Origin of the sequence: Peribacillus sp. NPDC097675, assembly GCF_050277655.1 — a bacterium.
Taxonomy (GTDB): domain Bacteria; phylum Bacillota; class Bacilli; order Bacillales; family DSM-1321; genus Peribacillus.
Genome location: NZ_JBNNSK010000003.1, coordinates 202,221 through 228,897, shown reverse-complemented (window position 1 = coordinate 228,897; position 26,677 = coordinate 202,221). Strand labels below are relative to the sequence as shown.

Below are 26,677 nucleotides of genomic sequence, written 5' to 3'. Positions count from 1 at the left end.
ATAACTTTGAGAATTCAATGGATCGTATGGATTCATCCCTATTTCACCTCGTAATTAAACTTCCCTTTATTCATATGTAGACTGATGACCATATGTGAAAAATGGATACGCCTAATCGGATAAATTCTGAAACATCAGTTGGTACCTGGGAATAATAATCCTTACTATTTTAAAAAAACTATATTATTTTTTCGCTTTATCTATCTTGAATCTGGTATAGTGTTCTTACAGAATTTATAATGTTTTATAAACAGTAACATCCTTATCCAATACAAAAACGAGGGATTCCTATGTGGGAGTTATTATTAGAGTTTGATTATCAAACGATCCGCCATGCACTATGGGCAGGCTACTTGTTGACCTTTGTCTTCCCCTTTGCGACATTTTACTTTATCAATAAAAACCAGACACTCTTAAATGATAAATATCAAGCTTCACTTCATTCAAACCCTGGTAAATCTCTTGTTTATCCAGGTAGCGTTTTCCATTCGCAAGGCATAAGACGCTTTTTCACTTTTATTCGCCAAAAAGACTCTCCAGATGATTCCGAAGAGCCAAGCCTCCTTTTCATTGTCTAACGATTAACAATTTGAGGAGGAATATATTTTGAAGAAGAAGAATGCACTACTAATTGGAACGTTATTTTTGATGATTACTGTCCTATCTGGCTGTTCAGCCGCAACTAGCGGACCTTTCCACACCGTAATAGTCAATCCAATGAATACTTTTCTTGAGTTTAATGCGGAATTTTTAAACGGGAACTACGGGTTAAGTATCATTATGATGACAGTCATTATTCGTCTCATCCTGTTACCACTGAATATTAAGCAATATAAAACACAGCGCAATATGAAAACGAAAATGAATGGATTAAAACCAGAAATGACTGCCATTCAACAGAAATTGAAAGAGACGAAAGATCCAGCCAAGCAAAAGGAACTTCAGCAGGAAATGATGAAGCTTTATCAGAAGCATGGTGTGAACCCTTTAAATATGGGTTGCCTCCCACTTCTGATTCAAATGCCGATTTTAATGGGCGTCTACTATGCGATTCAAGGGTCTCATGAAATCGCGACCCATAACTTCCTTTGGTTCAGCCTTGGGGAGCCTAATATCGCCATGGCAGTCATTGCCGGCGTCATCTATTATTTCCAATCTGTCATTTCTATGAGGCAAATGCCAGAAGACCAGCAAAAACAAATGAAATTGATGAGCTTCATATCACCTGCGATGATATTGTTCATCTCATTCTCGGCCCCTGCTGCTTTGCCACTATATTGGTCAGTAGGCGGATTGTTTATGGTCGTTCAGACCATTGTTCTTCAACGTTTATTTAACAATGACAAAAAGAATGTCCCTGCAGTAAATGAAAGTACACTCAAAAAAAGCTAAACCAATATAAAGGACACCCCGCAGTATCGAATCTAAAAGGTCGATACTGTGGGGTGTTTTTTTAGAAACGGTAAGTTAGTAAACATAAAATTCATTGTATTTGGATATAAAGCAGTGTTTGTGAAAAAGCAACATAATGGAACGCAACCCTATAGCTTAAGACGGGTTTATTTTTTTCTTCTGTTTCCTCCTGTAAAGAAAACGCCATGTATAAAAGATAACCCATGCTACTACTATCATTATCCATAGAGCATAATTATAGGTGAGGCCTCCAATGAACGTAAATAAGATTCCTATCATAAAAGCTGGCACTATGATATAAAACCACATTCTAACTTCCTTATTTTTAAAACTTAGTTCGAATCGTTCACTGATCTTACCCACCCCTTTCGATGACCATTAATTTCATATCTACAATTGAAATACAGCGTTGGTTTACGTGAATTCCTTCATGAATTTATTTATATTTTAACATAAATACCTTTTTTTAGGATTATTGTTTTATTTGCTTTAGGTGCATTTATCGAAAAACCAACCTTCCTTTTTAATGCATAAATGAACAATATAGTATCTTGTCCAGAAATCCATTCATGACATTCGTAAAACTGTACAAATTTGTTTAAGTTGTCGCAAGAAGTGGAAGAGTAAGAATGAGAAAAATAAAAGGAGTGGTGAAGATGAGTCAAGATCAATTAAAAGAAAAAATATTGAATGTGATCAAGGAAAGCAAAATCGGTGTTCTATCAACAGTGGAAAATAACAAACCCTATTCCCGCTATATGACATTCTTCAACGAGGAATTAACCTTTTATACACCAACTAGCGTAGAGACAGAAAAAATAGATGAAATTGAAAAGAACCCACATGTTCATATTTTGTTAGGTTATGAAAATGAAGGCCTTGGAGATTCTTACATCGAAATTTCCGGTACTTCCAAAATCAATGATTCTGCAGATTTAAAGAAAAAATTATGGAATAAATCCTTTGAACAATGGTTTAAAGGACCAGAGGATCCAAACTATGTATTATTACAAATCAAGCCTGAAAATATCCGCCTAATGAACAATAATGGTGAGCCACCAGAAGAAATGGATTTATAATTTTCTAATTGGCCGATATATGCCTCAGTTGGACCATATATTGGCTGATTTGACTGATAAAGCAGCAGATTTGACCATTATATTGTTCTGTTTGACCGATAAATATCAAAACCCTCGTTCACTTAACGTGAGCGAGGGTTTCCATTTAATTATACAAGCTCGGATTGTAAATAATGAGCAATCAGATTCGCTGTATGCTTTAAAGATGAGAGATGCGTTCTCTCAAATGCGTGTGAGGCGTCAATGCCTGGTCCGATTAAGCCGTGAACCACATCGAATCCTGCACGAATTGCTGCAGAGGCATCAGAACCATAATACGGATAAATATCGACCCGATAATCGACATCATTGGCCTTTGCGAGTGAAACTAAGTGCTGACGTAATTTATAATTATACGGACCGGATGAGTCTTTAGCACATATGGATACACTGTATTCATCCGTCGTTTGACCTTCCCCGATTGCGCCCATATCGACCGCTAGGTATTCAACCGTTTTATCTGGAATATTGGAATTTCCACCATAACCGATTTCTTCATTGTTTGAAATCAAGAAATGCGTCGTATATGCCAACTCGATTTTCCCGGCTTGAATCAGTTCAATGATATGAAGCAAAATGCCAACACTTGCTTTGTCATCCAAATGCCTTGATTTCAAGAAGCCTGTTTTTGTTTCCTCTACCCTTGGTTCAAATGAAACAAAATCGCCAACAGAAATGCCAACGTCTTCAGTTTCCGCTTTTGAGTTGACTACTGCATCGATTCTGACTTCAATTGTCTCTTCATCACGTTTAGCATCCCCAGCATTTTTATACACGTGTACGGACGTTTGGTTAATCAAAATCGTCCCTGTGATGACGTCTCCACCTGCTGTATGGATTTTACAATATTCGCCTTCCACTGAATTCCATCGGAAACCACCGATCATCGTCAACTTCAGACGGCCATTCGGCTTAATTTCCTTAACCATCGCTCCCAAGGTATCCACATGGGCTGTTAGCAAACGATGACAGCTATCATCCTTCCCTTTTAACGTGGCAAGCAACGCTCCCTTATTCGTAATTTGATAAGGCACTTGTTTGCTCTCCATGAATGCTGCTGTGTACTTAATGGCCTGTTCCGTATAACCGGAAGGACTCGGAATGGAGACTAACTCTTTTATGTATGAAACGATTTCTTTTTCATTAATGTGATTCATATGGAACGCTCCCTTCTTCTTCTATATAAAATTATATCTCTTTCTGCTTTCATTGAACACACTAAAGAACCGTCTGCAGACGGTTCTTTAACAATAATCAGAAAAATCATTTTAACTGTCTTCGTTTATTGGACATTTCCTTCATATATTCCAAGAAAGCAATTCTCTTTTCATCGGGATAGGCTACGATGTCTGCAATGATTTCTTCTTCCAGCGGCTTTAATAAACGACCCACCGATTCCGTAAACAATATTTCAAGTTCCCTCTTTGTTTCATTAGGATTTCTCACTTCCATCATTATCACCCTTCCAATTACTTACTATTCATATATAACCTTTATTCACCATCTTGAAACCAAAGAATCGGCTGCCATTGGAGGCAGCCGATTTTATACATTATTTTTTAGCTGATTCTTCTGTCACACCTACATCAAACCATTGATATTCGCGGCCTGCAGTATAATCATAACCGGTCACCCGTTTATTGACTCCAGTCATTGTATATCGGAATAGAGTTGGGATAAGAGGCACTTCATCATGAATCAACTGTTGCCACTCATTATACGTATCAACACGGTATTTATCATCGAACGCTTCCTCAGAAATTCCTTTTGCCAGTAGTTCATCATTTTTGTCATTCACCCAGCGAGTATAATTGAATTGTGCTTGTCTTGACCAGAGTCCAGATGGATCTGGATCGGAAGCCACGCCCCATGCAGCTTGGTAAATATCTACCTTATCGCTGTCTTTTTTCAACATATCGTAGAAAGAGTTGAACTCATGAAGACGACCATCAAGCATTTGAACATCCAGTCCAACTTCCTGCCATTGTTGGATGTAATATTTCGTAAGTGGTTCCGCAATATCTCCTCCACTCATGGATGCAAAATTGATTTTGAACTCCTTGCCATCCGGATCTTCACGAAGACCATCGTCATTCGTATCTTTATATCCTGCTTCATCCAATAGTTTTTTCGCTTTTTCTGGATCATATTCATATGGTTTTATGTCTTTATTGTTATATTTAAACGTTGGCGTGATAACCGAGTTGGCAGGGAAACGAAGCCCTTTATACATCTTCTCGCCGACTTGTTCGTTATTGATGGAATAGGCCATCGCTTGGCGAAGTCGTTTATCTTGGAATTTCGGGTTATCCATCACGTTTTCGCCCTTTTCCTTATCATAATGCCCTAAGTTAAAACCGATGTACGAATAAGCCAAGTCTACTTTTCCTAAAATCTCGATGTTTTTCAATGCATTAGCTTGATCATAATAATCAGCCGAAACTGCTGCTACATCAACATCACCATTTTCCAAGGACTTCGCAACGACTGATGGATTGATAACTTTCAATGTAACGCTGTCCAACTTGGGAGCTCCACGGTAATAATCTTTATTCGCTTCGAATTCCACCGCTTCCCCTTGAACGATTTTCTTCACTTTGAATGGTCCGAATCCAATAGGATTCTTACGAATTTTATCGGAAGACTCCAAATCACCAATCGCAACATCTTTTAAGTATTCCTTGTGAAGCGGATATGTCCATAGTCCTGTCTTAACCGAAGGGTTCGCTTTCTTAAAGGTGAAGCTTATTTTCTTTCCGTCTACCTTGATCCCGGAAATACTGTCTGCCTTTCCTTCATGATACTCTTCCATTCCTTCAATCAATGCCATTTGTTCATCATAACGGACTCCCTTGTACTCTTTGCTTCCCATTACTAGATAAGCATATTCCAAGTCAGCCCCTGTTACAGGTTTTCCATCATGCCAATTAACATTGTCTTTGATGGTAAGTGAGACCGTTTTATTATCATCTGATATTTCATAGGTAGCTGCGCCTTCATTAGTAAATACCCAATCTTCATCCGTATCCAATAAATCTTCATCAAAGAACGTAATAACTTGATTATCCGGATCACCTTGGTAGAACACCTTATTTAAGATTCCTTCAAATGGCGTATCAGATACCAAACCATAAGTAAGGTGACCGCCTTCAATCGGCTTCCCTTTATTTGATGTAACTGACGGGAATTTCGATGCATCTACCTGCTCAACAGCTTTTCCCTTTTTCTCTTTTGTAGACGTATCATCTGAACATGCAGCAAGCAATAAAGATGAAACCGCCAATGCACTTAATACCTTGCTATATTTTTTAATCTTCATGACATTACACTCCCCTTTTTTATCCTCTTCTTTGTCTTGCGTCAGCAGCACGTTTTAGTGCTTGACCAACAAAATTTATACTCAGCATCAACACTAAAATCATGAGTGATGCGGGTATCCATATCCACCATTTGTTTTCTAAAACATCTGGGTTTCGAGCATAACTAATGAGCGTACCTAAACTCGGTGAGCTCTCTGGAAGACCGAATCCCAAAAAGGTCAAACTGGATTCTAGGCCTATATTGCCTGCAAGATTCAAAATGAAATTAACGATGATCAATGAACTGATATTGGGAAGCACTTGAAAAATGATAATTTTCCAATGCGGCGTACCCAGTGTTTGTGAAGCATGAACATAATCCAATTCACGCTCAGATAATACCTTTGAACGAATGAGCCTTGCTTTACCTGTCCATAAAAATAGCGTCATGATCAAAATGAAAACCGTGACATTAAATGTAGGTACAATCGTAACAAAAACAATGATGAACATTAACTGTGGCAGGGCAATGACAAAATCTATTACACGCATGATTACATTATCGGTAACACCGCCAAAGTAACCAGCAAGAAGCCCAAAAGTCAATCCGATTATAGCCGTGAATAAAGTAATAAATAAACTAATCGTAAATGAATTCCTAGTACCGATGATTAATTGCCCAAATACATCTCGTCCGCCATAGTCAGTTCCAAGCCAATAGTCCGAAGATGGCTCCATGTAGATAGACAGGAAATCGACTTTAGCAATCTCCTTGGCATCCATGAAGAAAGACGCACCATAAACGAAAAGCAAAACGGCTGCGAGTATAATCAAGGAGCCCATTGCCAGTTTATCTTTCTTAATTTCTTGCCATATGATTTTCATTCCCGAAGGACTCACATCTTGTACTTGAACGTTCTTTCCAGTTTCCACTTTCATTTCCATTTGACTCACCCCGCCCCTATTCTATCCGTATACGCGGATCCACCGCGCTAAGTATGATGTCAGAAAGAAGAGTGCCAAGCAAAGTGGCGAATCCCGTCATCATGACAATGGCCGTCACAACACTGAAATCCCGCAGACTGACAGAGCTAAGGAAAAGCTGGCCTAATCCTGGATAACTAAAAATGGTCTCTATTATGACAGAGCCTCCGATTAATCCAGTGATTTCATATCCTAAAAAAGCTGCAATCGGTAGAAATGAATTTCTCAAGATATGTCGTGAGTATACTTTCGATTCCGGAACACCCTTCGAGCGTGCGGTTCTTACGAAATCCTTAATTTTATTATCTATGATTTCATTTCGTAAATATTGAATGGTACTTGTCGTTGCTATTATAGCCGTACTTAAAGCTGGTAATATTACATGATTAAGCTTACTAATGAAAAATGCGAATGTTCCTTCATCCACTTTGGAATCAACGCTTCCGCCAGATGGGAACCAATTTAGACCGAAACCGAAAACAAATAGCATAATTAAAGCAAAAATGAAAATTGGTGTGCCAAAACCTAGGTAACTGTAACCGGTAATTCCCTTATCCAACCACGTATCATTATACCTACCGCTTACAATGCCGAGTGGGATAGCTAGCAGATAGGTAAAGATAAGGGTCACGAATGCAAGGAAAACCGTATTCCAAAGCCTATTCTCAATAACATCCATAACAGGTGTCTTATGTGTATACGAAATGCCAAAGTCACCATGGATAGCATTGGAAGCCCATCTAATATATTGTTGGTACCAAGGGTCATTCAAGCCCATATCTTCCCTGATTCTTTCGAGTTCGGCCGGATTAGCCCTTGGATTGAGTTCCTGACCTGACAAGGCATCACCTGGCATGGCTTTTGCCATCATGAAAACGATGATGCTCAAGAGAAAGAGCTGAGGAATCATGACTAAAAAACGCCTAAGGATAAATTTCCACATGTACAATCCACCTCCTTATTGTATTGCGACTCTATGCGTTGAAGTAATAGGCTTCAAATCATACGCCCGTCCATTTTCATCAAAGTATTGTGAATAAGATGCTTCATATTCCGTTGCCAATTCTTTCCTTAGCCGTATTTTTTGCTCACGGACTTCAGGTTCTAGATCCGGTATGGCAGCTATAAGACGTTTCGTGTAGATGTGCTGGGGATTTTCATAGATTTCCTGACTTGTCCCCTCTTCTACTATTCTACCTCGGTACATTACGCCCATCCGGTCGCACATATGCCTGATTACCCCAAGGTCATGGCCCACAAATAAATAGGTTAGATTAAACTCCTCCTGTAAATCTTGAAGGAAGTTCAATACCTGTGCTTGAACCGACACATCTAGCGCCGAAACCGGTTCATCGGCAATGATTAGTTTAGGTTTTAACGTCAATGACCTAGCGATTCCTATACGCTGACGTTGTCCACCGGAAAATTCATGCGGATATTTGTAAATCGATTCCGGGCTTAGACCGACTTTATCCAGGAAGTCCTGGACAATTTTCTTTTCTTCTCCAGGGGACAGCCTCTCAAAATTCCTTAGCGGCTCAGCGATGATATCGAGCACCCGCTTTTTAGGATTTAACGAGGAATACGGGTCCTGAAAAATCATTTGGATATCTCTTCGGAAAGGTTTGATTTCTCTTCTGCTCAACGAAGCTAAATCCCTTCCTTCGAACATGATTTTTCCTGATGTTACTTCATTCAGTTTGACCACAGCCTTACCCGTCGTGGACTTTCCACTTCCGGATTCTCCAACCAAACCGTAGGTCTCACCTTGCTGTAATTCGAATGACACACCATCGACGGCTCTTACATGATCTACCACTCTACGAAAAAAGCCGCCTCTTATCGGAAAATGCACTTTTAAATTATCTATTTTGAGTAATGTCATAAGGCAACGCATCTCCTTCAGATTGAAAATAAAAATCCTTATAACATGTGCACCTTACGAAATGATCCTGCCCTACCTCATGTAGGGTAGGTGACTCCTCATGGGCCTGTTTAGGAATCCAAGGAATTCGCTCTTGGAACCGGCAGCCATTCCTGTCCATTTTCGCAATGGATGGTACGATGCCTTCTATAACATGCAAACGTTTTTTATCGGTAAGTGCTGATGGGATGGAATTCATTAATGATCGGGTATAAGGATGAAGTGGTTTCTTGAAAATTTCTTTGACGCTTCCCGTCTCAACCACTTGTCCGGCATACATCACGACGATGCGGTCGGCAACCTCTGCCACTACGCTCAAATCATGAGTAATCAAGATGATGCCCATTTTTGTCTTACTTTGTATTTCCTTCAACAAATCCAGGATTTGAGCTTGAATCGTCACATCGAGAGCCGTCGTTGGCTCATCGGCGATGATTAAAGCAGGATTGCAAGCAATCGCAATCGATATCATGGCCCTTTGACGCATACCACCCGAAAGTTCATGGGGATATTGTTTATAGGTCCTATCCGGATAAGGGATGCCGACCTGTGTTAAAAGTTCTATCGTCCTTTTCTTTTTTTCATCAGTTGATAGATTCGTATGATAATCCAAATTTTCCTCAATCTGTTTTCCGACAGTCATCAAGGGATTCAATGCCGTCAATGGTTCTTGGAATATCATTCCTAATTCCTTACCTCTAACTTTATTCATTTGTGAATCATTAAGATCGAGTAAATTCTGGCCTTTATAGTTTATGACACCTTCAGATTTCGTTCTTTGCATATTATGTAATTGAATGATAGAGAGGGCTAGTGCACTCTTACCACAACCTGACTCACCAACCACTGCTACAATTTCATTTTCATTCACCGTAAATGAGACATCATCCACTGCTGCATGATATTTATCTTGGATTCGAAATGAGGTAGTGAGGTTCTCAACTTGCAATATTGCTTTTTTCATCCTGATCCCCCTAAACTGTTTTACCGGTAAAATAAAAATTTTCTGATAATTAAATAAAATTGTAATCAATTTTTAATATTTATTCAACATATTTCTATCAAATTATAACATTTTTTTAATTAATTATAACTTCAGGAATAATTTTTCCCTATAATTTTATTTTTATAAATTAATTTTTTTCATTTTTTATTACTATAATAACGGGATAATTATCAATAAATGAAATAGATTGATAAAATTTTATATATAAAAATAATAAATTCAGGCTATTCCTAAACAATTTAGCCTTTCATTAAGTTACGATTTCACTCAATAGTTTTCTTAATATTTTGATATTTCGGAAAATTATTATCCACAATATATTAACCCAAGAGGGCCTTATTCTTTATAAATGCCTCCAATTAAAAGTGAAACCTTTCAAACTTAATTGCGTAAGTGATGGTATAAATAATTATATGGAGGCAAACCCAATGTATTCACATACCGTAGATTCTTATATACCCTCTGTCATGCGCACATTTGCTATATCCCTAGCCATTTCCGTTATAGGAATGACTGCAGGAACCCTTATCCCCCCTTCTTTATTTCTACCTTTAGCGATTTTGGAAATCGCCATGCTAATCGGGGCATTTATCATGCGAAGAAAAAAAGCAATCGGATACACATTTCTTTATGCTTTTACATTTATATCGGGAATAACCACCTATCCCATCATCGCTCACTACCTAGCTTTAGCCGGAGCAAATGTCGTTATTTTAGCAGGCGTGACGACAACCGTCGTCTTTGGTGGATTAGCGTTATATGCAACAACAACCAAGAAGGATTTGTCATTTTTAAGTGGAATGCTTATGGCTTCCTTGCTAGCTTTAGTTGCCATTAGTATATTTAATCTATTCTCACCGTTAAGTTCCACAGCGATGCTCGTCTTTTCCTTTATTGGAATTCTTGTATTCAGTGGATATGTCCTTTATGATTTCAATCGTATGAAGCATTACGGGGTAACTGCAGAAGAAGTACCACTTATGGCCTTGAATCTGTACCTAGATTTCATCAATTTATTCATTACTATCCTTCGATTCTTTGGAATTCTATCAAGCGATGATTAATAAATGAAAAAACGGGCATTAGCTGCCCGTTTTTCAGTATTAATTATATAACCCTGGATCTGATCTTTCAGTCGTCCAAGGTAATTTCACACCAAAGGTACTCGCGATGTATTGGGTATCATCTCTTCTTTTTTTCCGTACGTCTGCCCGGTGTTTAGCCGATTCGTTTAAATTTTTCTCCATTTCAGTCTCCGGAACCAACCGTGGAACAGGTATTGGTTTACCATTGTCATCAATGGCGACAAAAGTTAAAAAGGAAATAACACATAGATTTCTTTCTCCAGTAAGTAAATCCTCGGCAACAACTTTTACGATGATTTCCATAGAGGTCCTGCCTGTAAATGTTACAAAGCTTTCAAGACAAACTGCATTTCCTTCATGAATCGGATGTAGGAAATCGACAGAATCCGTCGAAGCTGTTACAACATTACTCCTTGAATGACGCATTGCAGATATAGCGGCTACGTCATCGATATAAGCCATCAATTTTCCTCCAAACATCGTACCGATATTATTAGTATCCGGCGGGAGGACCAAGCTCGTTTTTATGACTAAAGAGTCTTGGCAATGTTTAATTTCTTCCATGGTGACTGCACTCCTTTATGTTGTCTTTCTCACTAGTTCACTTTAACGAATTTTGCGCGTTAAAGCAATAATCATGATTATAGCCCTCACTTTTTACATAAAACAACAGATGACTACCTCCTACATAGTCTCTCCTAAATGAATGCATATATAAAAAAAACTCAACCTACTAGGCTGAGTTTTTTTTATAATTTGGATTTCAACTCTTCTATTTGCAATAAATGTCGTTTTTCATGAAGCCCGATAAACGGAATCCACTGCTTCAAACTTAGATTTTTAAACATGGGGTGTGGGAACGACTTTTCATTCAAAGCACTCTCATTTGCTTTGGAGACTACCGCTTCCAATGCCTCTCGGGAAGTTGAGAGCTTCGTTTTCACTTCATCTAATGTCAGAAACTCCTCTGTTGGTATTACGAAGGATGGTGCTTCCACCTTAATGTCACGATTTAACGTATACTGTATCGGTTTATCGTCTGCGGGTTTAATCTCATCGCTAGCCAATGTATCGGCAATGCCTTTCGTAACGGCTCTCTCCATTAAAAACAAATGATCTAACACCTGAATGATGCTCCAGCGACCGTCTTCGGGGTGGGCATTTAACTGTTCATCGGATAATCCATTCACCGCTTGTAAAAGTTCTTCCCTGATTTTTTTGTTCTCTTCCACTTTCACCATCTCCCTTCTCTAACCCCTATAATTATTCCATCATAAGGGTAAATTGTAAAATATGAAGGCGTTTTCTTTATAGTAAACCCATCAAATGTTGTCTATTTTTTAAAAACCTCTATGATAGTCATAAAAGGTCTATAAATCAACTTTCAATTCATCATAGGAGTGATTAAAATGAGCGGGGGACATATCCCATTCAGTCATAAAGGACGTAGTGCAACGAATGCCACACCATCTAAGGGAAGCATTTGGATGATGCTCAAACAAATATTCAATCGTATTCCATCTCGATGGAAATTTTCAAGTATGATTATATCCATCATGATCTTCATTTCTTTGCTCGAGTTTTCCATACCTCAACTTACGCAATATACCATTGATGAGGTTATTCCAGGCAAAGAATATGGCTCATTGATTTGGGTAGGATCAGGTATCCTTGTTGCCGCCATTTTATTGGCTTTACTAAACTTCTCAAATAGCTATATCGTCTCTAAAGTGGGGCAAAAAGCAATCATGGATATACGGAATGGCTTATATGATCATATCCAAAAGTTAGATATGAAATTCTTTGATAAAAACCGAACCGGTGATTTAATGTCTCGACTTACGAATGATGTGAATCTACTTCAACAGCTCATTTCATCAAGCATGCTCCAGGTCATAACAGATACGGTTACTTTTTTTGCGGTTGCAGTTTATATGCTCTTCATCAATTGGAAGCTGACCGTGGTTCTTCTTTTTACATTTCCGATCATGTTCTATATGACACGTGTGTTTGGTAAACGGATTCGCCTCTCTTTTAGAAGCGTGCAAAGTTCTGCCGGCGAAGTCAGTAATCAATTGCAGGATTCACTCTCAGGTATGCGGCTCATACAATCCTTCACCAATGAAGAATTCGAATCGAAACGATTTGCAGACCGGAATCATGAAAATATGGTAGCGAACATCAAATCGGTTCGCTTGCGCTCCATGTTCGGCCCGCTCATAGACTTGATGAACAATCTAGGTCTTGTCGCAGTGATTGTATTTGGCGCCTGGCAAGTCATGCAAGGAGAATTTACGATTGGATTAATTGTGGCTTTTCTCGCTTATCTAAGACTTCTTCAAAGTCCCGTACGTAATTTCAGTCGGGTTATCAGTATCGTGCAGCAATCGGCTGCAGCATTTGAACGTATTACAGAAATAATGGAGACACAACCTGGTATCAAAGACAAGGAAACAACCATCGATCTTTTAGAGGTCACGAAACAAATCGAGTTTCAAGCTGTTAATTTCGCTTATGATGAAGGAGTTCCGGTACTCCGCAATTTTAATCTCACAATAGAAGCAGGAAAGGTAACGGCCCTTGTCGGCTCGTCCGGGGCTGGAAAATCAACGGTTACCAGCCTTTTGATCCGTTTCTATGATCCCCAACAAGGAACCATCAAAGTGGATGGCCATGATATTCGTGATCTCTCCCTCAAGTCTTTACGAAGTCAAATGGGGATAGTTTCCCAGGATATCATTTTATTTAATGGTTCCATTCGCGATAATATTATCTATGGTAAACTCGATGCAACGGATGAGGAAATCATTGAAGCAACTAAAGCGGCGAATGCCCATGAATTTATCAGTGACTTTCCGAAAGGCTATGACTCACAAATCGGAGAACGTGGGGTCAAGCTTTCCGGTGGCCAAAAGCAGCGCATTGCCATTGCCAGGGCCCTTTTGAAGAATCCTCAAATCATCATCCTGGATGAGGCGACAGCATCACTCGACACGGAGTCCGAACATCTAATACAGGAAGCATTATCCAACTTATTAGCAAACCGTACATCCATCGTCATTGCCCATCGATTATCAACCATACAAAAGGCAGATCAAATTGTCGTTCTTGAAAAAGGCATCATCCAGGAAAAAGGAACGCATGAACACCTATTGCTACATAATGGACGATATAGACAGCTCCATGACTTACAGTTTCCCAAGGCTACTCCTCATCAAAAATATATGGCCACTGAGCAAAAAACAATCCGCTCATAAGGCTTCAACATAAAAGGGGCATGGAAATAGTCTTCCATGCCCCTTTTTTTTGGTTCTTATTTAAAATTGTACCTATCCAATATTCGATTCGTGATAAGCTGGTAGCCTTTTTCATTCGGATGTATCTCGTCACTGAAGTACTCTGCTTTCTCTTTATTTTTGAATAAATCATTTGTAGGAATATATTTTAATCGATTATCCTTATCCACTCTTTCTTTGATGGAGGAGTTATAGCTATTAATATGATTTTCCAATTTCACATCCTCTTTATTAGGGTTATACAATCCTATCACCAGGATATCTGCTTTCTTATTTTTCTCTAAAAGTAAAGAAAGAATCTTATCTAAATGCTCGACGTACTCTTTTTTTTCATCATTTATCTTGTGATCATGTATTTTTTTCAGATTTCCACCATTACTATTAATCAAATCGTTTATTCCGATATAAACGATAAAAGTATCAGCCTTATCCAGTTTCGTGTTAATTTCTGTATCTTCAAGCTGTTTAATGACCCCGTCCGTTTCCTGACCTTTTATCCCATAATTCCAGAATTGCACTTTCTTTTCCGAATCTGCATCATTCGTTTCCTGTTTCAGGTCATCTATATACCCTTCCCCATCTTTATCTCCCTTACCATAAGTCAGTGAATCTCCAAAAGCCATGACTCTTTGATCGTTTTTTGCATCCGTTGCCTGAAACGCGTAGGCAACTATACATATAACAAGTACAATAAATAATAAGCCAACTATCTTTTTCATGTAAGATCTTTCTCCTTTTGTATTCGCTAGGAAGTATTTAATTTAATTTATACCCAAAAAGAGGACTAGCCTAACCTTCAAATCAATTGTAAGAAAAACTCGTGAAAGTGTATGATAAGAGAAATCTTTCCTAATTGCACCTTGGTGAATGGGGAATAAAGCTTAAAAAATATGGATGGGAGCAAAATGATGAATGAGGATATAGAGTTTAGGGAAGCAGTAATAGAGGATTTGCCTAAAATCGTGGATATTTACAATTCCACAATCGCTTCGAGGATGGTTACGGCAGATACAGAACCAATTACAGTAGAATCACGTTTGAAATGGTTTGATGAACATTCTATCCATAAACGTCCATTGTATATAATTACTTATGAAGGGAAAACAGCTGGATGGATGAGCTTTCAATCTTTCTATGGTAGACCTGCATATGATTCTACGGCTGAAATCAGCATTTATCTTGATGATGATTTTCGTGGAAAGGGAATCGGACAGACTTCGATTCAAAAAGCTATAGAGGTGAGTCCAAATGTAGGAGTAAAGACACTTCTTGGATTCATTTTCGCTCACAATAAACCAAGCATTAACCTTTTTTCTAAATTCGGTTTTGAAAAGTGGGCCCATTTACCAAAAGTGGCAGAACTCGATGGAGTGGAACGCGATTTGGTCATCCTTGGTAAACGTGTCACTACATGACTCATTTAGAGGCAATGGACTAGATTTGTTTTTAGAAGAACTTTATTCAATTTAATTTTTTGGAAGTGCATGATCTAAGTATTTTACAGATGTCACAGCGTTTAGCAACGAATCCAACTCTTGGCTTGCTTGAACGGCAAGTCTGCTTGTAAAACCATAATTCGTTGCTAACTTGATCATTTCTTTTCGCTTTTCTTCTATTTTATCCACTGTTATATGAGAATACTGCAATATTATCACTTCCCATTTTTTCAAGTATTTTACACTTTTCATCATAATCAAAATACTAGTTAAAATCAATCATATTCTATGATTTAAATATGTTTTTTCAAGGTATATGTGTGAAAATTTACCCATACACATACCAATTTATGTACTAATTATGTCAGTTTATAAAAAGAAGAAGCACTTGCTCTATCATGCAGCAAATGCTTCTTCTTTTCTTTTAGCTATTAATTTAATGATAGTAACATATTAGCTATGTCATACATTCTGGAGGTGACTCATTACCTGTTCTATCTATAATAATTCTATATTCATCCTCAAGAGCTTTTAATGGAGCATCATATAAATGCTTTTCATCAGAGGTTTTATATACACCATTAGATAGTAGTTCTTCTATCAATAATGCTCTCCTCTGTTCTTTTTTCTCGAAAAACTCTGCCATATAAATGGCTCCTTTCCTTAGGTTCATACTTCTGAATAAGCTTAATCTTATAGGCTTCGCTTAAGCCAAAATATATATACCTTTTTTGCAGTTTCCTTAAACATCATTTAACAAAAATAAAAACCCCTTCTAATCCAAGAAGAGGTTGACAGAGGTCCGTTCGTCTCTTCTTATCTCCCAAGCATACGCTTGTTGGAAGAAGCACAGTACCACGATGGGCCTGTTGCCGAGGTTTCTTAGGGCCAAGTCCCTCCACCTCTCTGGATAAGAATATGATATATAAATGATTTCGACATGATTTTATATCAATAACAACCAAAAGTCAATTGCATTCAATATTTTTTATACTTTTCACCTATTAAACTCTTTTAGAAAACGGGCTTTTCGGTTGCATTTTCCTTTTTATCTGTTATGATGACACTAATCACATACGAATTACCACTAGGGGAGTCTTTATAAAGACTGAGATGGAATGTTGTTCCGGACCCTTTGAACCTGACCCGGCTCATACCGGCGGAGGAAAGTGGATGATATCGTCTTCGTACGTTTGACTTTATCCATCTACCCCGTTCCGTTTTCAGGAACGGGTTTTTTATGTAATTTAATAGCAGACTGCTAGGGGAGCCATTAGGCTGAGAATCAAACCCTTTGTACCTGATCTGGGTCATACCAGCGGAGGAAAGCAGGTTGTAAAGGGATCCGTCCATTCCTAGAACAGCCGCTTTCTAATTGAAAGCGGCTGTTCTTCATTTATAAGCACTAAGCCTTCCTAAGTATGTGAATGAAATCAAGGAGGAAAAAACCATGACGAATACCCAATTAGAATCTTTCAGCGAGAGACTTCACAATCGTGCAAAAGAAATCTGGAAAAGGAATCATACACATCCCTTTGTTCAGGCAATTGGAGATGGAACGCTTTCAGAAAGTAAATTTGCCTATTACTTGAAGCAGGATTATATCTATCTTATCGAGTATTCCAAACTTTTCGCTTTAGGTGCTATCAAGGCTAACGATATGGAAACCATGGCCAAGTTTGCAGGTATTTTAAATGAGACTCTCCATGTAGAAATGAATTTGCATCGGAACTACTGCAAAGAGTTCGGAATCAGCTCGGAAGAATTAGAAAAAACCGAACCCACGCCCATTACCCTTGCCTATACAGGCTATATGCTAAATGCCGCACATCACGGGACACTGGCTGACATTGTCGCCTGTTTGCTTCCATGTGCTTGGGATTATTATGAGATTGGTCTGCTATTAAAAGAACAAAACGGAAAAGCGTTACCGACAAATCGTTATGCCCAGTGGATTGAATCGTATTCATCTCCTGAATTCGCCGAATCCCATATATGGTTAGCTAAGCTTTTAGATGAGCTGACTGAAGGTTTACCTGAAAAAGAACAAAATAAATTAGAGAAACACTTTTTAATGACCTCCCGATATGAATATTTATTTTGGGATATGGTTCACAACGAACATGATTGGCCGCTTTGAATGTTAAGTATGAGCAAATTATTACGGAAAATGACGCTGACTGGCATGTTCACGGCAATCACTACCTTAACTAGTTCGTTCGTTTTTGTCCCGGTTGGATATGCAAAGATCTTTCCTATTCAGCATGTAGTTAATGTCATCACAGCCGTTATATTGGGACCGTTTTTTGCTGTGACACAAGCCTTTTTGGTTTCCCTTATCAGAAACATGACAGGTACTGGTTCCATTTTTGCGTTTCCGGGAAGCATGATTGGTGCCCTCCTGGCCGCGGTGCTTTACCAGAAAACAAAAAAGATGGGGTTCGCCTGCTTAGGTGAAATATTGGGGACCGGCATTCTTGGTTCTTTGGCCTGTTATCCAATAGCTGTCTTATTATTGGGAAAAAAGGCGGCGCTTTTTGGTTTTGTACCAGCTTTTCTTCTTAGTTCATTAATGGGGTCACTTTTAGCCCTTCTTTTATTGAAAGGTCTCTTGAAAAATCATTATATGAGGAGGTTATTATATGAAAACAGCACTAACAATCGCGGGATCTGACTCAGGGGGTGGAGCCGGAATTCAAGCTGATTTAAAGACTTTTTCGGCACATGGGGTTTATGGCATGTCTGTTATCACAGCTGTCACGGCGCAAAACACCATGGAAGTTCGCTCAGTCCAACCTATCGATTCAGCCATGATTACCGATCAAATTGCGGCCATTTTTGAAGACATTCATGTCGATGCAGTAAAAATAGGAATGCTTGGATCTAAGGAGACCGTCGAAACCGTTGCAAATTCACTTAAGTTATTCAAGACTGCCACCGTCGTCCTTGATCCTGTCATGATATCCAAAAGCGGGCACCATCTGCTGGATGAAGGGGCCATTTCATCGTTGAGAACCGACTTACTTCCACTTGCTACACTTGTTACACCCAATATACCTGAAGCCGAAGTCCTTACCGGGTTTTCAATCCGGACGAAACAAGACTTTTATAAGGCATGTACCGCTATTCTTGAACTGGGACCGCAAGCGGTATTACTGAAAGGAGGGCATGCAGCAGGAAATCCCAACGACCTCTTATATGATGGGCAGGAATTCACTTGGTTCAAGGGCGAACGCATACATACCAAAAACACACATGGAACTGGCTGCACCCTTTCCTCTGCCATAACATCCAACCTTGCAAAAGGACTTCCTTTAGGAATGTCCATCGAACAAGCGAAAGTCTATATTTCGGAAGCTATACGAAATAGCTTTGAACTTGGTAAGGGCCACGGACCTGTTCACCATTTCTATCAATTTCACAAAGAGAACTGGAGTGATTTAACATGACAACATCCATTTCAGGTCTATTCGATCAAGTTAGAAAGAAAAAACCGCTCGTCCACCAGCTCACCAACTTTGTCACGGTCAATGATTGTGCCAATGCAACCTTAGCAATTGGCGGTTCTCCCATCATGACTTCCAGCCCAAAAGAAGTGGGCGACATGGTGAAGCTGGCACAAGCACTTGTTCTAAATTTCGGAACGATTGATGATAGGTCCTTGGAAGCGATGGAGATTGCCGGCAAAACAGCGAACGACCTTCATATACCAGTCATTATGGATCCTGTAGGCGTCGGTTCGACCCCTTATCGAACAGAGAAAGCGATGGAACTGCTCGGTAAAGTGACTGTTCAAGTCATTCGAGGTAATGCGAGTGAGATCCATCGGCTAATGGGAGGCGATATCGTAACACGTGGGGTCGATTCAGGTGAATTGTCAATCAGCAACGCAGAACTTGCCTTACTTGCTGCGAGGAAACTGAATAGCGTTGTCGTCGTAAGTGGAGCCAAAGATGCTGTCAGTGACCCGTCACGTACGTCCATCATTGATAATGGATATCCCCTTTTAACGAAAGTAACGGGGACCGGCTGCATGGCAACTGCCCTGATTGGAGCTTTCTGCGGAATCACAGAGGACCATTATTCTGCTGCTATTGCAGGAATTTCAACAATGAGCCTCTCTGGAGAACTTGCTGCAAAAACCCTTAAAGAAAATGAAGGCACCGGGACATATAGAACAAGGATAATTGATGCCATTTCAAAAATGGATAAGTCCATATGGGAAAACGAGGTGAATATTCATGAAGAAGTTGCCCTTTGATTTGAGTGTTTATTTAGTAACGGAAGAAACGTTAGATTTCGGGGACATGACCAATAAGATCGTCGAGGCAGTTGCAGGTGGAGCCACAGCCGTCCAACTTAGGGAGAAGAAAGCGTCCTCCCTCACTTTTTATCGAAAAGCTTCCCAGTTAAAACAGATTCTCAACGACCTTTCCATTCCCTTAATCATTAATGATCGGGTAGATGTAGCTCTTGCCGTAGGAGCGGATGGAATTCACGTTGGACAGGATGACCTCCCTCTTCCTATTATAAAAGCCCTTGTCCCTGAAGATATGATTATTGGGGTTTCAGTGTCGACATTGGAGGAAGCTCTTGAAGCTGAACGAAATGGCGCCGACTATATTGGTGTTGGCTCTATCTTTCCCACCAACACGAAACGAGATGCAACGATAATGACGGAAGGCGAACTGGAGAAAATATGTAGTAATGTTTCGATTCCTTCCGTAGCAATCGGGGGGATTACAGCGGACAATATCCACACACTTTCAGAAAGTGGCATATCCGGGGTGGCCGTCGTCTCTGCCATTATTCAGGCCAAGAATCCTCATGATGCAGCCAAATTCATTGCAAATGCTGTACAAAGCTTTACTAACTAATAGAAGGAGGATGCTCTTTACGAGTCATCCTCCTTCTATTATGAAAGAATTGTATTCTTCGTTTCTTTTCCAAATGCCACAGCAAGTGCACCAATCAAAATGGCAATGGTGAAGATGGTGAAGATGGTCGATATCGGCGTACCTCCTGCAACTAAATAACCGACAAGCAATGGCCCCAAAATCCCACCGACACGCCCGATTCCCGCCGCTAATCCCGTTCCGGTACCACGTATCACGGTTGGATATTGTTCGGGTGTATACGCATACAGGGCTCCCCATGCACCTAAATTGAAAAACGACAGAAACATTCCGGATACGATCAAAAGTGATAACCCTTCAGCCGAGCCAAAGAAAAACGCACTACCTGCCGTACCTATTAAATATGTAATCAATACGAATTTACGCCCCATCTTCTCTATCAACCACGCTGCAGAGAAATAACCAGGAAGCTGAGCCAACGTCATGATCAATACATATTCAAAGCTTTGAATCATGCTGAACCCCTTCATCACCATGACACTCGGTAACCATAAAAACATGCCATAATAAGAAAAGACCACGCAGAACCATAGGATCCATAATACAAGTGTCTGACGTGCAAACCCCTTTTTCCAGACATTTTTCATATTGTCCAGCACCGACGGTCTCTGTTTCTTTTCAAGCTTCGTATATTTAGGAGAATCGGGTAATTTCAAACGCAGATATAGAGCATAGAATGCGGGAATGGCACTTAATAGCAATGCGACACGCCATCCGTACGCCGGAATGATGAAATAGGAAATGAGCGCAGCCAGTAACCAGCCGACCGCCCAAAAACTTTCAAGCAGTACGACCACACGCCCCCTTTTACTCGCTTCGACGCTTTCAGATACGAGTGTTGATGCAACGGGAAGCTCTCCTCCAAGCCCCATCCCTATCAAGAAACGCAAAACCAAGAATAAGCTGAGCGTACTGACCGCTGCCGACAGACCACTCGAAATCGAAAATAATAATAAGGTAATGATAAAGACATTCTTTCTACCAACCCGGTCTGCCATCGCTCCAAAAAGTATGGCGCCAACTGCCATCCCAATAGAATTGATACTCCCAATCCAACCGACCTGTTCGCTCGTTAAATCCCAGTCCTGTTTCAATGCAACGATGATAAATGAAAGCATCCCTACATCCAGTGCATCAAACATCCAACCAAGACCAGCAACTCCCAGCAATTTACGCTGTGATATCGCTTTTGCATTGTTCTCCATATTATCCTCCTAAAATCTGATACTTCTTAATATAGTCTCCTATTTGATTCTACCTATTAATTTTAAAGTTTACCATACATTTTACACATGTCTTGACACTTTTCTTTACTCCTAAGAAAAAAACGGTGATTTCAGGCCTTTTCCACATAAAAAAAATGTCGAACACTAATGATTGAATACTCTTCTTATTTAACATATGATAAACATTGGAACATGAAAGCGTTATCATCCTAGTCATTTCGTTTTACCCAATATATTTAATATATTCAGGAGGGAAACTATGACCAATCTAGCATTAGAAGTAAGTGGAAAGCTCGACAAATTCCTTAAAGGTCCAAAGAAACTCTTCATTAATGGACAATTTGTAGAAAGTGCCTCAAAGAAGACCTTCACAACTCCCAACCCTGCCACAGGACAAAAACTCGCAGATGTATATGAAGCGGATAAAGAAGATATCGACTTAGCTGTAAAAGCAGCACGAAAAGCGTTCGATCAAGGCCCATGGTCTAAGATGAGTGCCTCTGACCGTAGCAGGCTAATGTATAAACTAGCGGACTTAATGGAAGAAAACAAAACAGAGTTAGCCCAATTAGAAACACTGGATAACGGAAAGCCGATCAGTGAGACAACGAATGCGGATATTCCCCTAGCCATTGATCATATGAGATATTTTGCTGGATGGTCTACTAAGATCGTAGGACAGACCATTCCGGTAAGCGGAAATTACTTCAATTATACGAAACATGAAGCTGTAGGTGTCGTCGGTCAAATCATCCCTTGGAATTTCCCTCTTCTCATGGCGATGTGGAAGTTAGGAGCCGCTCTTGCAACTGGCTGTACAGTCATACTGAAACCAGCTGAACAAACACCATTGTCGGCCCTTTATTTAGCCGAACTAATCGCTGAAGCAGGCTTCCCTGACGGTGTCGTCAATATCGTCCCTGGGTTCGGTGAAACAGCTGGACAAGCGCTTGTCGATCACCCCGAAGTCGATAAAATCGCCTTCACCGGGTCCACTGAAGTAGGAAAAATGATCATGCGCTCTGCCTCCTACTCCATGAAACGTGTGACACTGGAACTTGGAGGGAAATCTCCAAACATCATCCTTCCAGATGCCGACTTCTCGAAAGCCATACCTGGCGCATTAAATGGCGTCATGTTTAATCAGGGACAGGTATGCTGTGCCGGCTCCCGGGTCTATATTCAAAAGAAACACTATGATAATGTCGTAGCTGATATGACAAGCCATGCTAAAAAGATCAAACAAGGAGCAGGACTGGACCCTAACACCCAAATTGGGCCACTCGTCTCCCAAGAACAACAAAAGCGTGTCCTAAGCTATATCGAAAAAGGCAAAAATGAAGGTGCAGAAGTGCTGGTTGGAGGAAACAAGCCAGGTGAAGAAGGTTATTTTGTTTCACCAACGATATTTGCCGGTGTAGAAGAAGAAATGACCATTGCCAAAGAAGAGATTTTCGGCCCTGTAATTGCGGCCATGCCATATGAGGACTTAGATGATGTTATCAACCGGGCGAACGCAAGTGAATATGGGTTGGCTGCCGGTTTGTGGACTAGCGACCTGGCCAATGCACATTATGTAGCTGGGAAATTACGTGCAGGTACAGTTTGGGTAAATTGTTATAACGCCTTTGATGCCGCCTCTCCTTTCGGCGGGTATAAGCAATCTGGAATCGGACGGGAAATGGGCTCCTATGCTCTTGAAAACTACACAGAAGTAAAAAGCGTCTGGATTAACCTAGATAAATGATGTTTGAAAGAGAGGGCCTCCCGGGGCCCTCTCTTTCATTCGATGGTTTTCATTATTTCGATTATTCTCAATTCGTTTTGATAGTCTTTTCCTCTACCCATTTGCTAAAATCGAGATATAGAAAAGGAGGAATTTACCTATGTATGAAATAGCAATCATCGGTGCTGGGCCCGCTGGCGGAAGTGCGGCTATTTTCACCGCTAAGGCAGGAAAAAAGACGGTCATGCTCGATAGCAATGCAAGTATCACCAAAAAAGCATGGATGGAAAATCATTATGGCGTGGCCGAAATCTCCGGACCCGAATTGGTCGATATTGGAATCCAACAGGCAAAGAAATTCGGTGCTGAACATATCGAAACGAAAGTTACAAGCATAGAAAAAACCGAACAGGGATATACAATCGAAACGGATGCCGGACCTATTGAAGCTAAATACATCATCCTCGCGACTGGAATGATAACCAATCTAGCTGAAGAAGCAGGTGTTGCGACAAAGGACGGAATCGAACCGCGGACTAAAAAGGTGTATGATGTGAATTCATTAGGGAAAACATCCGTAGACGGGATTTGGGCCGCTGGAGCCGGTGCAGGCGTGAGCGTTCATACCATCGTCACGGCCGGTGACGGAGCCAGGGTTGCGATTAACCTGCTCAGTGAAATCAATGGGGAACGCTACGTAGACCATGATGTATTGAAAAAGTAAAAGGATGTATTCACTGAAGCTGAGTCCCTGCACTCGGCTTCACTTACTAGCCTATCTGGTTTATTTACCATACATATGTTTAAATAGTTTCTTTTTTCAGAAACTATCGCTACAATGATGAATGTAGATCATGGAAAGGAAGTTTTTAATGATGAGTGAATTTCAGAAGAATTTAGAAAAATATGCAGAACTGGCCGTTAAAGTCGGCGTCAATATTCAAGAGGGACAAACCCTCGTCTTGAACACGACCTTAGAAGGAGCAGAGCTGGTTCGCCTTATTGTTAAAAAGGCATATGAAAGCGGTGCTCGCAATGTCATCGTCAATTGGAACGATGATATTGTCGGCCGTACAAAATACGAAATGGCCCCTGCCGAAGTGTTCAACGAGTATCCAGAATGGCGTGCAAAAGAAACAATCGAACTTGCTGAAAATGGCGCAGCTTTTCTATCCGTCATCTCCTCTAGTCCGGATCTTTTGAAATCCGTTCAACCTGAACGGATCGCCAACTTCCAGAAAGCATCTGGCACCGCCCTGAAAAAATGGCGCCAATATATGCAGTCCGATAAAGTGAGCTGGTCCATCGTTGCAGTCCCTTCACAAGCTTGGGCTGATAAAGTATTCCCTGAAGTAGCTGAGGAAAAACGCGTCGATACACTTTGGGAAGCGATCTTCAAAGCTGTACGAGTTGATGTGCAAGAACCTGTAGAGGCGTGGAAGAAACACGATGACACCCTTCATGAAAAAGTGGATTACCTAAATGAAAAGCACTATCAAAAATTGCATTACACGGCACCAGGCACGGATTTAACCATCGAATTGCCTGAAAAACACCTTTGGTGCGGAGCTGGCAGCATCAATGAGCAAGGACACGAATTCATGGCAAACATGCCAACGGAAGAAGTGTTCACGGTCCCATTGAAAACAGGCGTAAACGGAACGGTTTCAAGCACAAAACCGCTTAGTTATGGCGGCAATATCATCAATAACTTCTCCGTGACGTTCAAGGACGGCCGGATCACAGAAGTGAAGGCTGAACAAGGCGAAGAAATACTGAAACAATTGGTTGATACGGATGAAGGCTCACACTACCTAGGAGAAGTGGCATTGGTTCCATTCAAATCGCCCATTTCCCAATCAAACGTATTATTCTTCAATACATTATTCGATGAAAATGCATCGAACCATTTAGCAATCGGAAGCTCTTATGCATTCTGTCTTGAAGGCGGAAAAAACATGAGCCCTGAAGAACTGGCGGAAAACGGCCTGAACGAAAGCCTAACCCACGTCGATTTCATGATTGGTTCGGATAAAATGGACATCGACGGCATCAAACCTGACGGCACTTCAGAACCTGTCTTCCGTAATGGGGATTGGGCGTTTTAAGTTAGAACAAAATATCTATTTCAGCCACGTGTTTCTGTATACTAGGAAGCACGTGGCTATACTTGTGCTAGTTAAAGGTAAAGGTAAAGGTTGATTTATAATGCACATAAAAGTGAGCTAGGAAATGTATTTCCTAGCTCACTGTATTTGTTGTTTGTTTTATACTAAAGTACCCATTAGTTGAACAAATAAGTTATCCCGTTATCGTACAAAAATTAGTATGCCATTTCTATGATTTTTTTGATATGTTCTTCATTTTCTTCGATATTAACTTGCTTACTCAGGTATTTATTCAGTCTCAGAATTTCTGGGACCATATCGATCAACGTTTTCATAATTTGATTCGTATTACGACCACAATTCCAATTTTCTAGAAGTGATAACTGCCAATCATTTAATTTACTTCTTTTTCCCTCAATTTTTGACCAGACACCATATGGACCATCTAAATGTTTTCCCATTTCCATATACCAACCAGAAACAACTAGCCATCGTACTCTGTCCAAATTAGAGATAGCATAATATATTTCTTCCCGCATAACTGCACGGTAAGTTTCGTGTATAAAAGCTAGTAGCTTTCCCCTCCAAAAAACAAATTCATCCGACGAGGGTTTATAAACTTCATATGATGAGTCCTTTATGGCCGTGCTAATACTATTATTGGGGTCGTAGAGAACCTTGGTTCCTTTTAACCATATAGAAGGTACAACTTCTTCAGGTGTATGATACCAGCTATCTACTTTTATAAAACAATCATAATGGGTAACTACAACAGGCGAATAAGGATTAACGTCTTCGTAAAATAATACTTCTCCCCAATTCCTTGCTCTATTATGTTTGTCCTTAATATACTCGGCTTTCTTTTCAGGAGTGACAATAATGTGTAAATCAATATCTGAGTAATTGTCAAAGTTTCCTCTAGCTAATGAACCAGCCTGGTAAATTGCTATAACATTAGCATCCGATGTTAAATCTTTTAATACACTTTCCAATAGATTATCACGATGTTTAGGTAATAATAAATCTCTTTCTGAATGTCTACTTTTAAATCCACTAACACTAACCAACTCCTTATCTTCTTTAGAGTTTTCTATATATGGAAAAATCCTTTACCGTTCACTATCAATTTAACATAAATAT

General features: G+C 40.0%; 28 protein-coding genes and 3 riboswitches. Of the genes, 14 read left to right on the top strand and 14 right to left on the bottom strand.

All coding sequences use genetic code 11. The annotated features are described in order from the left end of the window. Positions 1 to 290 precede the first annotated feature (290 nt). The 3 genes from ACQKL5_RS06575 to ACQKL5_RS06565 all read left to right on the top strand — a co-directional run bounded on the left by ACQKL5_RS06575 (position 291) and on the right by ACQKL5_RS06565 (position 2,492). A complete protein-coding gene (locus ACQKL5_RS06575; protein ID WP_427607352.1) occupies positions 291 to 578 on the top strand; it encodes a hypothetical protein in 288 nt (95 codons plus the stop codon). 28 nt (positions 579 to 606) lie between these two features. Further along, a complete protein-coding gene (yidC, locus tag ACQKL5_RS06570; protein WP_427607351.1) occupies positions 607 to 1,392 on the top strand; it encodes a membrane protein insertase YidC in 786 nt (261 codons plus the stop codon). A gap of 677 nt (positions 1,393 to 2,069) precedes the next feature. Continuing rightward, positions 2,070 to 2,492 carry a pyridoxamine 5'-phosphate oxidase family protein gene (locus tag ACQKL5_RS06565; RefSeq protein ID WP_427607350.1) on the top strand — a complete coding sequence of 141 codons (423 nt, stop codon included), beginning with the start codon at positions 2,070 to 2,072 and terminating at the stop codon, positions 2,490 to 2,492. 149 nt (positions 2,493 to 2,641) lie between these two features. Here ACQKL5_RS06565 and ACQKL5_RS06560 read toward each other — a convergent pair whose 3' ends face one another. The 7 genes from ACQKL5_RS06560 to ACQKL5_RS06530 all read right to left on the bottom strand — a co-directional run bounded on the left by ACQKL5_RS06560 (position 2,642) and on the right by ACQKL5_RS06530 (position 9,702). Next, a complete protein-coding gene (locus tag ACQKL5_RS06560; RefSeq protein WP_427607349.1) occupies positions 2,642 to 3,688 on the bottom strand; it encodes a M42 family metallopeptidase in 1,047 nt (348 codons plus the stop codon). A 106-nt stretch (positions 3,689 to 3,794) separates the two neighbouring features. Next, complete coding sequence (locus tag ACQKL5_RS06555) at positions 3,795 to 3,983, bottom strand: hypothetical protein (protein WP_427607348.1); 189 nt, start codon at positions 3,981 to 3,983, stop codon at positions 3,795 to 3,797. A 100-nt stretch (positions 3,984 to 4,083) separates the two neighbouring features. Next, complete coding sequence (gene opp4A, locus ACQKL5_RS06550; protein ID WP_427607346.1) at positions 4,084 to 5,850, bottom strand: oligopeptide ABC transporter substrate-binding protein; 1,767 nt, start codon at positions 5,848 to 5,850, stop codon at positions 4,084 to 4,086. Between the two features lie 19 nt (positions 5,851 to 5,869). Beyond that, positions 5,870 to 6,769, bottom strand: coding sequence for an ABC transporter permease (locus ACQKL5_RS06545; RefSeq protein WP_427607542.1), 900 nt, complete (start codon positions 6,767 to 6,769; stop codon positions 5,870 to 5,872). A 22-nt stretch (positions 6,770 to 6,791) separates the two neighbouring features. Continuing rightward, on the bottom strand, positions 6,792 to 7,757 hold the full coding sequence (gene opp4B, locus ACQKL5_RS06540) for an oligopeptide ABC transporter permease (protein ID WP_427607345.1): 966 nt from the start codon (positions 7,755 to 7,757) through the stop codon (positions 6,792 to 6,794). A 15-nt stretch (positions 7,758 to 7,772) separates the two neighbouring features. Continuing rightward, positions 7,773 to 8,699, bottom strand: a complete 927-nt coding sequence (locus tag ACQKL5_RS06535) for an ABC transporter ATP-binding protein (protein ID WP_427607344.1) — start codon at positions 8,697 to 8,699, stop codon at positions 7,773 to 7,775. After that, positions 8,677 to 9,702, bottom strand: coding sequence for an ABC transporter ATP-binding protein (locus ACQKL5_RS06530; protein ID WP_427607342.1), 1,026 nt, complete (start codon positions 9,700 to 9,702; stop codon positions 8,677 to 8,679). The genes ACQKL5_RS06535 and ACQKL5_RS06530 overlap by 23 nt, the downstream gene beginning before the upstream one ends. Positions 9,703 to 10,172: 470 nt before the next feature. Between ACQKL5_RS06530 and ACQKL5_RS06525 the strand changes: the two genes are divergently transcribed. Beyond that, positions 10,173 to 10,808: a Bax inhibitor-1/YccA family protein gene (locus ACQKL5_RS06525; RefSeq protein ID WP_427607341.1), complete on the top strand. Its 636-nt coding sequence runs from the start codon at positions 10,173 to 10,175 to the stop codon at positions 10,806 to 10,808. Positions 10,809 to 10,847: 39 nt separating this feature from the next. Here the strand turns inward: ACQKL5_RS06525 and ACQKL5_RS06520 are convergent, their stop codons facing one another. Together ACQKL5_RS06520 and ACQKL5_RS06515 are read right to left on the bottom strand one after the other, a co-directional pair. Next, a complete protein-coding gene (locus ACQKL5_RS06520; protein ID WP_427607340.1) occupies positions 10,848 to 11,393 on the bottom strand; it encodes an acyl-CoA thioesterase in 546 nt (181 codons plus the stop codon). 185 nt (positions 11,394 to 11,578) lie between these two features. Next, positions 11,579 to 12,061, bottom strand: coding sequence for a DinB family protein (locus ACQKL5_RS06515; protein WP_427607339.1), 483 nt, complete (start codon positions 12,059 to 12,061; stop codon positions 11,579 to 11,581). Positions 12,062 to 12,238: 177 nt separating this feature from the next. Between ACQKL5_RS06515 and ACQKL5_RS06510 the strand changes: the two genes are divergently transcribed. Continuing rightward, the gene (locus tag ACQKL5_RS06510) at positions 12,239 to 14,086 is read left to right on the top strand and encodes an ABC transporter ATP-binding protein (RefSeq protein ID WP_427607338.1); all 1,848 of its coding nucleotides are present in this window, start codon (positions 12,239 to 12,241) and stop codon (positions 14,084 to 14,086) included. A 56-nt stretch (positions 14,087 to 14,142) separates the two neighbouring features. On the opposite strand, the gene ACQKL5_RS06505 is transcribed toward ACQKL5_RS06510, so the two are convergent. Then, positions 14,143 to 14,844 (bottom strand): GDSL-type esterase/lipase family protein, encoded by a 702-nt coding sequence (locus ACQKL5_RS06505; protein WP_427607337.1) that lies wholly within the window; start codon positions 14,842 to 14,844, stop codon positions 14,143 to 14,145. Positions 14,845 to 15,033: 189 nt separating this feature from the next. On the opposite strand from ACQKL5_RS06505, the gene ACQKL5_RS06500 reads away from it, so the two are divergent. Then, a complete protein-coding gene (locus ACQKL5_RS06500) occupies positions 15,034 to 15,540 on the top strand; it encodes an N-acetyltransferase family protein (RefSeq protein ID WP_427607540.1) in 507 nt (168 codons plus the stop codon). Between the two features lie 51 nt (positions 15,541 to 15,591). On the opposite strand, the gene ACQKL5_RS06495 is transcribed toward ACQKL5_RS06500, so the two are convergent. Further along, complete coding sequence (locus ACQKL5_RS06495; RefSeq protein ID WP_427607336.1) at positions 15,592 to 15,771, bottom strand: aspartyl-phosphate phosphatase Spo0E family protein; 180 nt, start codon at positions 15,769 to 15,771, stop codon at positions 15,592 to 15,594. A gap of 247 nt (positions 15,772 to 16,018) precedes the next feature. Then, the gene (locus tag ACQKL5_RS06490) at positions 16,019 to 16,207 is read right to left on the bottom strand and encodes a Fur-regulated basic protein FbpA (protein WP_427607335.1); all 189 of its coding nucleotides are present in this window, start codon (positions 16,205 to 16,207) and stop codon (positions 16,019 to 16,021) included. A 167-nt stretch (positions 16,208 to 16,374) separates the two neighbouring features. Further along, positions 16,375 to 16,478, bottom strand: a riboswitch (SAM riboswitch). A 162-nt stretch (positions 16,479 to 16,640) separates the two neighbouring features. Beyond that, positions 16,641 to 16,746, top strand: a riboswitch (TPP riboswitch). 68 nt (positions 16,747 to 16,814) lie between these two features. Beyond that, a riboswitch (TPP riboswitch) is annotated at positions 16,815 to 16,905 on the top strand. 106 nt (positions 16,906 to 17,011) lie between these two features. On the opposite strand from ACQKL5_RS06490, the gene tenA reads away from it, so the two are divergent. From tenA to thiE, 5 genes are read left to right on the top strand one after another with little or no spacing between them, the layout of a single operon-like run. After that, positions 17,012 to 17,701 carry a thiaminase II gene (gene tenA / locus ACQKL5_RS06485; RefSeq protein ID WP_427607334.1) on the top strand — a complete coding sequence of 230 codons (690 nt, stop codon included), beginning with the start codon at positions 17,012 to 17,014 and terminating at the stop codon, positions 17,699 to 17,701. Positions 17,702 to 17,710: 9 nt separating this feature from the next. Next, entirely contained in the window at positions 17,711 to 18,235 is a 525-nt protein-coding gene (gene thiW, locus ACQKL5_RS06480; RefSeq protein ID WP_427607333.1) for an energy coupling factor transporter S component ThiW, read from the top strand. Then, the gene (gene thiD, locus ACQKL5_RS06475; RefSeq protein ID WP_427607332.1) at positions 18,204 to 19,010 is read left to right on the top strand and encodes a bifunctional hydroxymethylpyrimidine kinase/phosphomethylpyrimidine kinase; all 807 of its coding nucleotides are present in this window, start codon (positions 18,204 to 18,206) and stop codon (positions 19,008 to 19,010) included. Before thiW ends, thiD begins: the two co-directional genes overlap by 32 nt. Further along, a complete protein-coding gene (gene thiM, locus ACQKL5_RS06470; RefSeq protein ID WP_427607331.1) occupies positions 19,007 to 19,822 on the top strand; it encodes a hydroxyethylthiazole kinase in 816 nt (271 codons plus the stop codon). Before thiD ends, thiM begins: the two co-directional genes overlap by 4 nt. After that, positions 19,803 to 20,438, top strand: a complete 636-nt coding sequence (gene thiE, locus ACQKL5_RS06465) for a thiamine phosphate synthase (RefSeq protein ID WP_427607330.1) — start codon at positions 19,803 to 19,805, stop codon at positions 20,436 to 20,438. Before thiM ends, thiE begins: the two co-directional genes overlap by 20 nt. Positions 20,439 to 20,476: 38 nt before the next feature. Here the strand turns inward: thiE and ACQKL5_RS06460 are convergent, their stop codons facing one another. After that, positions 20,477 to 21,682 (bottom strand): MFS transporter, encoded by a 1,206-nt coding sequence (locus ACQKL5_RS06460; RefSeq protein WP_427607329.1) that lies wholly within the window; start codon positions 21,680 to 21,682, stop codon positions 20,477 to 20,479. A gap of 280 nt (positions 21,683 to 21,962) precedes the next feature. Between ACQKL5_RS06460 and ACQKL5_RS06455 the strand changes: the two genes are divergently transcribed. From ACQKL5_RS06455 to ACQKL5_RS06445, 3 genes are all read left to right on the top strand, one after another. Next, entirely contained in the window at positions 21,963 to 23,450 is a 1,488-nt protein-coding gene (locus ACQKL5_RS06455) for an aldehyde dehydrogenase family protein (RefSeq protein ID WP_427607328.1), read from the top strand. A gap of 139 nt (positions 23,451 to 23,589) precedes the next feature. Beyond that, on the top strand, positions 23,590 to 24,153 hold the full coding sequence (locus ACQKL5_RS06450) for an FAD-dependent oxidoreductase (protein ID WP_427607327.1): 564 nt from the start codon (positions 23,590 to 23,592) through the stop codon (positions 24,151 to 24,153). A gap of 151 nt (positions 24,154 to 24,304) precedes the next feature. Then, entirely contained in the window at positions 24,305 to 25,537 is a 1,233-nt protein-coding gene (locus tag ACQKL5_RS06445) for an aminopeptidase (protein ID WP_427607325.1), read from the top strand. Positions 25,538 to 25,752: 215 nt separating this feature from the next. Here ACQKL5_RS06445 and ACQKL5_RS06440 read toward each other — a convergent pair whose 3' ends face one another. Continuing rightward, positions 25,753 to 26,604, bottom strand: a complete 852-nt coding sequence (locus tag ACQKL5_RS06440) for an aminoglycoside 6-adenylyltransferase (protein ID WP_427607323.1) — start codon at positions 26,602 to 26,604, stop codon at positions 25,753 to 25,755. Between the last annotated feature and the right edge of the window lie 73 nt (positions 26,605 to 26,677).

What these genes read in the sequence shown, in the direction of transcription:
- ACQKL5_RS06560 (WP_427607349.1), bottom strand. Translation starts at nt 3,688, where the DNA reads ATGAATCACATTAATGAAAAAGAAATCGTTTCATACATAAAAGAGTTA.
- ACQKL5_RS06535 (WP_427607344.1), bottom strand. Translation starts at nt 8,699, where the DNA reads ATGACATTACTCAAAATAGATAATTTAAAAGTGCATTTTCCGATAAGA.
- opp4B (WP_427607345.1), bottom strand. Translation starts at nt 7,757, where the DNA reads ATGTGGAAATTTATCCTTAGGCGTTTTTTAGTCATGATTCCTCAGCTC.
- ACQKL5_RS06555 (WP_427607348.1), bottom strand. Translation starts at nt 3,983, where the DNA reads ATGGAAGTGAGAAATCCTAATGAAACAAAGAGGGAACTTGAAATATTG.
- thiE (WP_427607330.1), top strand. Translation starts at nt 19,803, where the DNA reads ATGAAGAAGTTGCCCTTTGATTTGAGTGTTTATTTAGTAACGGAAGAA.
- thiD (WP_427607332.1), top strand. Translation starts at nt 18,204, where the DNA reads ATGAAAACAGCACTAACAATCGCGGGATCTGACTCAGGGGGTGGAGCC.
- ACQKL5_RS06510 (WP_427607338.1), top strand. Translation starts at nt 12,239, where the DNA reads ATGAGCGGGGGACATATCCCATTCAGTCATAAAGGACGTAGTGCAACG.
- opp4A (WP_427607346.1), bottom strand. Translation starts at nt 5,850, where the DNA reads ATGAAGATTAAAAAATATAGCAAGGTATTAAGTGCATTGGCGGTTTCA.
- ACQKL5_RS06455 (WP_427607328.1), top strand. Translation starts at nt 21,963, where the DNA reads ATGACCAATCTAGCATTAGAAGTAAGTGGAAAGCTCGACAAATTCCTT.
- thiW (WP_427607333.1), top strand. Translation starts at nt 17,711, where the DNA reads ATGAGCAAATTATTACGGAAAATGACGCTGACTGGCATGTTCACGGCA.
- ACQKL5_RS06450 (WP_427607327.1), top strand. Translation starts at nt 23,590, where the DNA reads ATGTATGAAATAGCAATCATCGGTGCTGGGCCCGCTGGCGGAAGTGCG.
- ACQKL5_RS06565 (WP_427607350.1), top strand. Translation starts at nt 2,070, where the DNA reads ATGAGTCAAGATCAATTAAAAGAAAAAATATTGAATGTGATCAAGGAA.
- ACQKL5_RS06575 (WP_427607352.1), top strand. Translation starts at nt 291, where the DNA reads ATGTGGGAGTTATTATTAGAGTTTGATTATCAAACGATCCGCCATGCA.
- ACQKL5_RS06520 (WP_427607340.1), bottom strand. Translation starts at nt 11,393, where the DNA reads ATGGAAGAAATTAAACATTGCCAAGACTCTTTAGTCATAAAAACGAGC.
- ACQKL5_RS06525 (WP_427607341.1), top strand. Translation starts at nt 10,173, where the DNA reads ATGTATTCACATACCGTAGATTCTTATATACCCTCTGTCATGCGCACA.
- ACQKL5_RS06500 (WP_427607540.1), top strand. Translation starts at nt 15,034, where the DNA reads ATGAATGAGGATATAGAGTTTAGGGAAGCAGTAATAGAGGATTTGCCT.
- ACQKL5_RS06530 (WP_427607342.1), bottom strand. Translation starts at nt 9,702, where the DNA reads ATGAAAAAAGCAATATTGCAAGTTGAGAACCTCACTACCTCATTTCGA.
- thiM (WP_427607331.1), top strand. Translation starts at nt 19,007, where the DNA reads ATGACAACATCCATTTCAGGTCTATTCGATCAAGTTAGAAAGAAAAAA.
- ACQKL5_RS06545 (WP_427607542.1), bottom strand. Translation starts at nt 6,769, where the DNA reads ATGAAAGTGGAAACTGGAAAGAACGTTCAAGTACAAGATGTGAGTCCT.
- tenA (WP_427607334.1), top strand. Translation starts at nt 17,012, where the DNA reads ATGACGAATACCCAATTAGAATCTTTCAGCGAGAGACTTCACAATCGT.
- ACQKL5_RS06460 (WP_427607329.1), bottom strand. Translation starts at nt 21,682, where the DNA reads ATGGAGAACAATGCAAAAGCGATATCACAGCGTAAATTGCTGGGAGTT.
- ACQKL5_RS06490 (WP_427607335.1), bottom strand. Translation starts at nt 16,207, where the DNA reads ATGGCAGAGTTTTTCGAGAAAAAAGAACAGAGGAGAGCATTATTGATA.
- ACQKL5_RS06445 (WP_427607325.1), top strand. Translation starts at nt 24,305, where the DNA reads ATGAGTGAATTTCAGAAGAATTTAGAAAAATATGCAGAACTGGCCGTT.
- ACQKL5_RS06505 (WP_427607337.1), bottom strand. Translation starts at nt 14,844, where the DNA reads ATGAAAAAGATAGTTGGCTTATTATTTATTGTACTTGTTATATGTATA.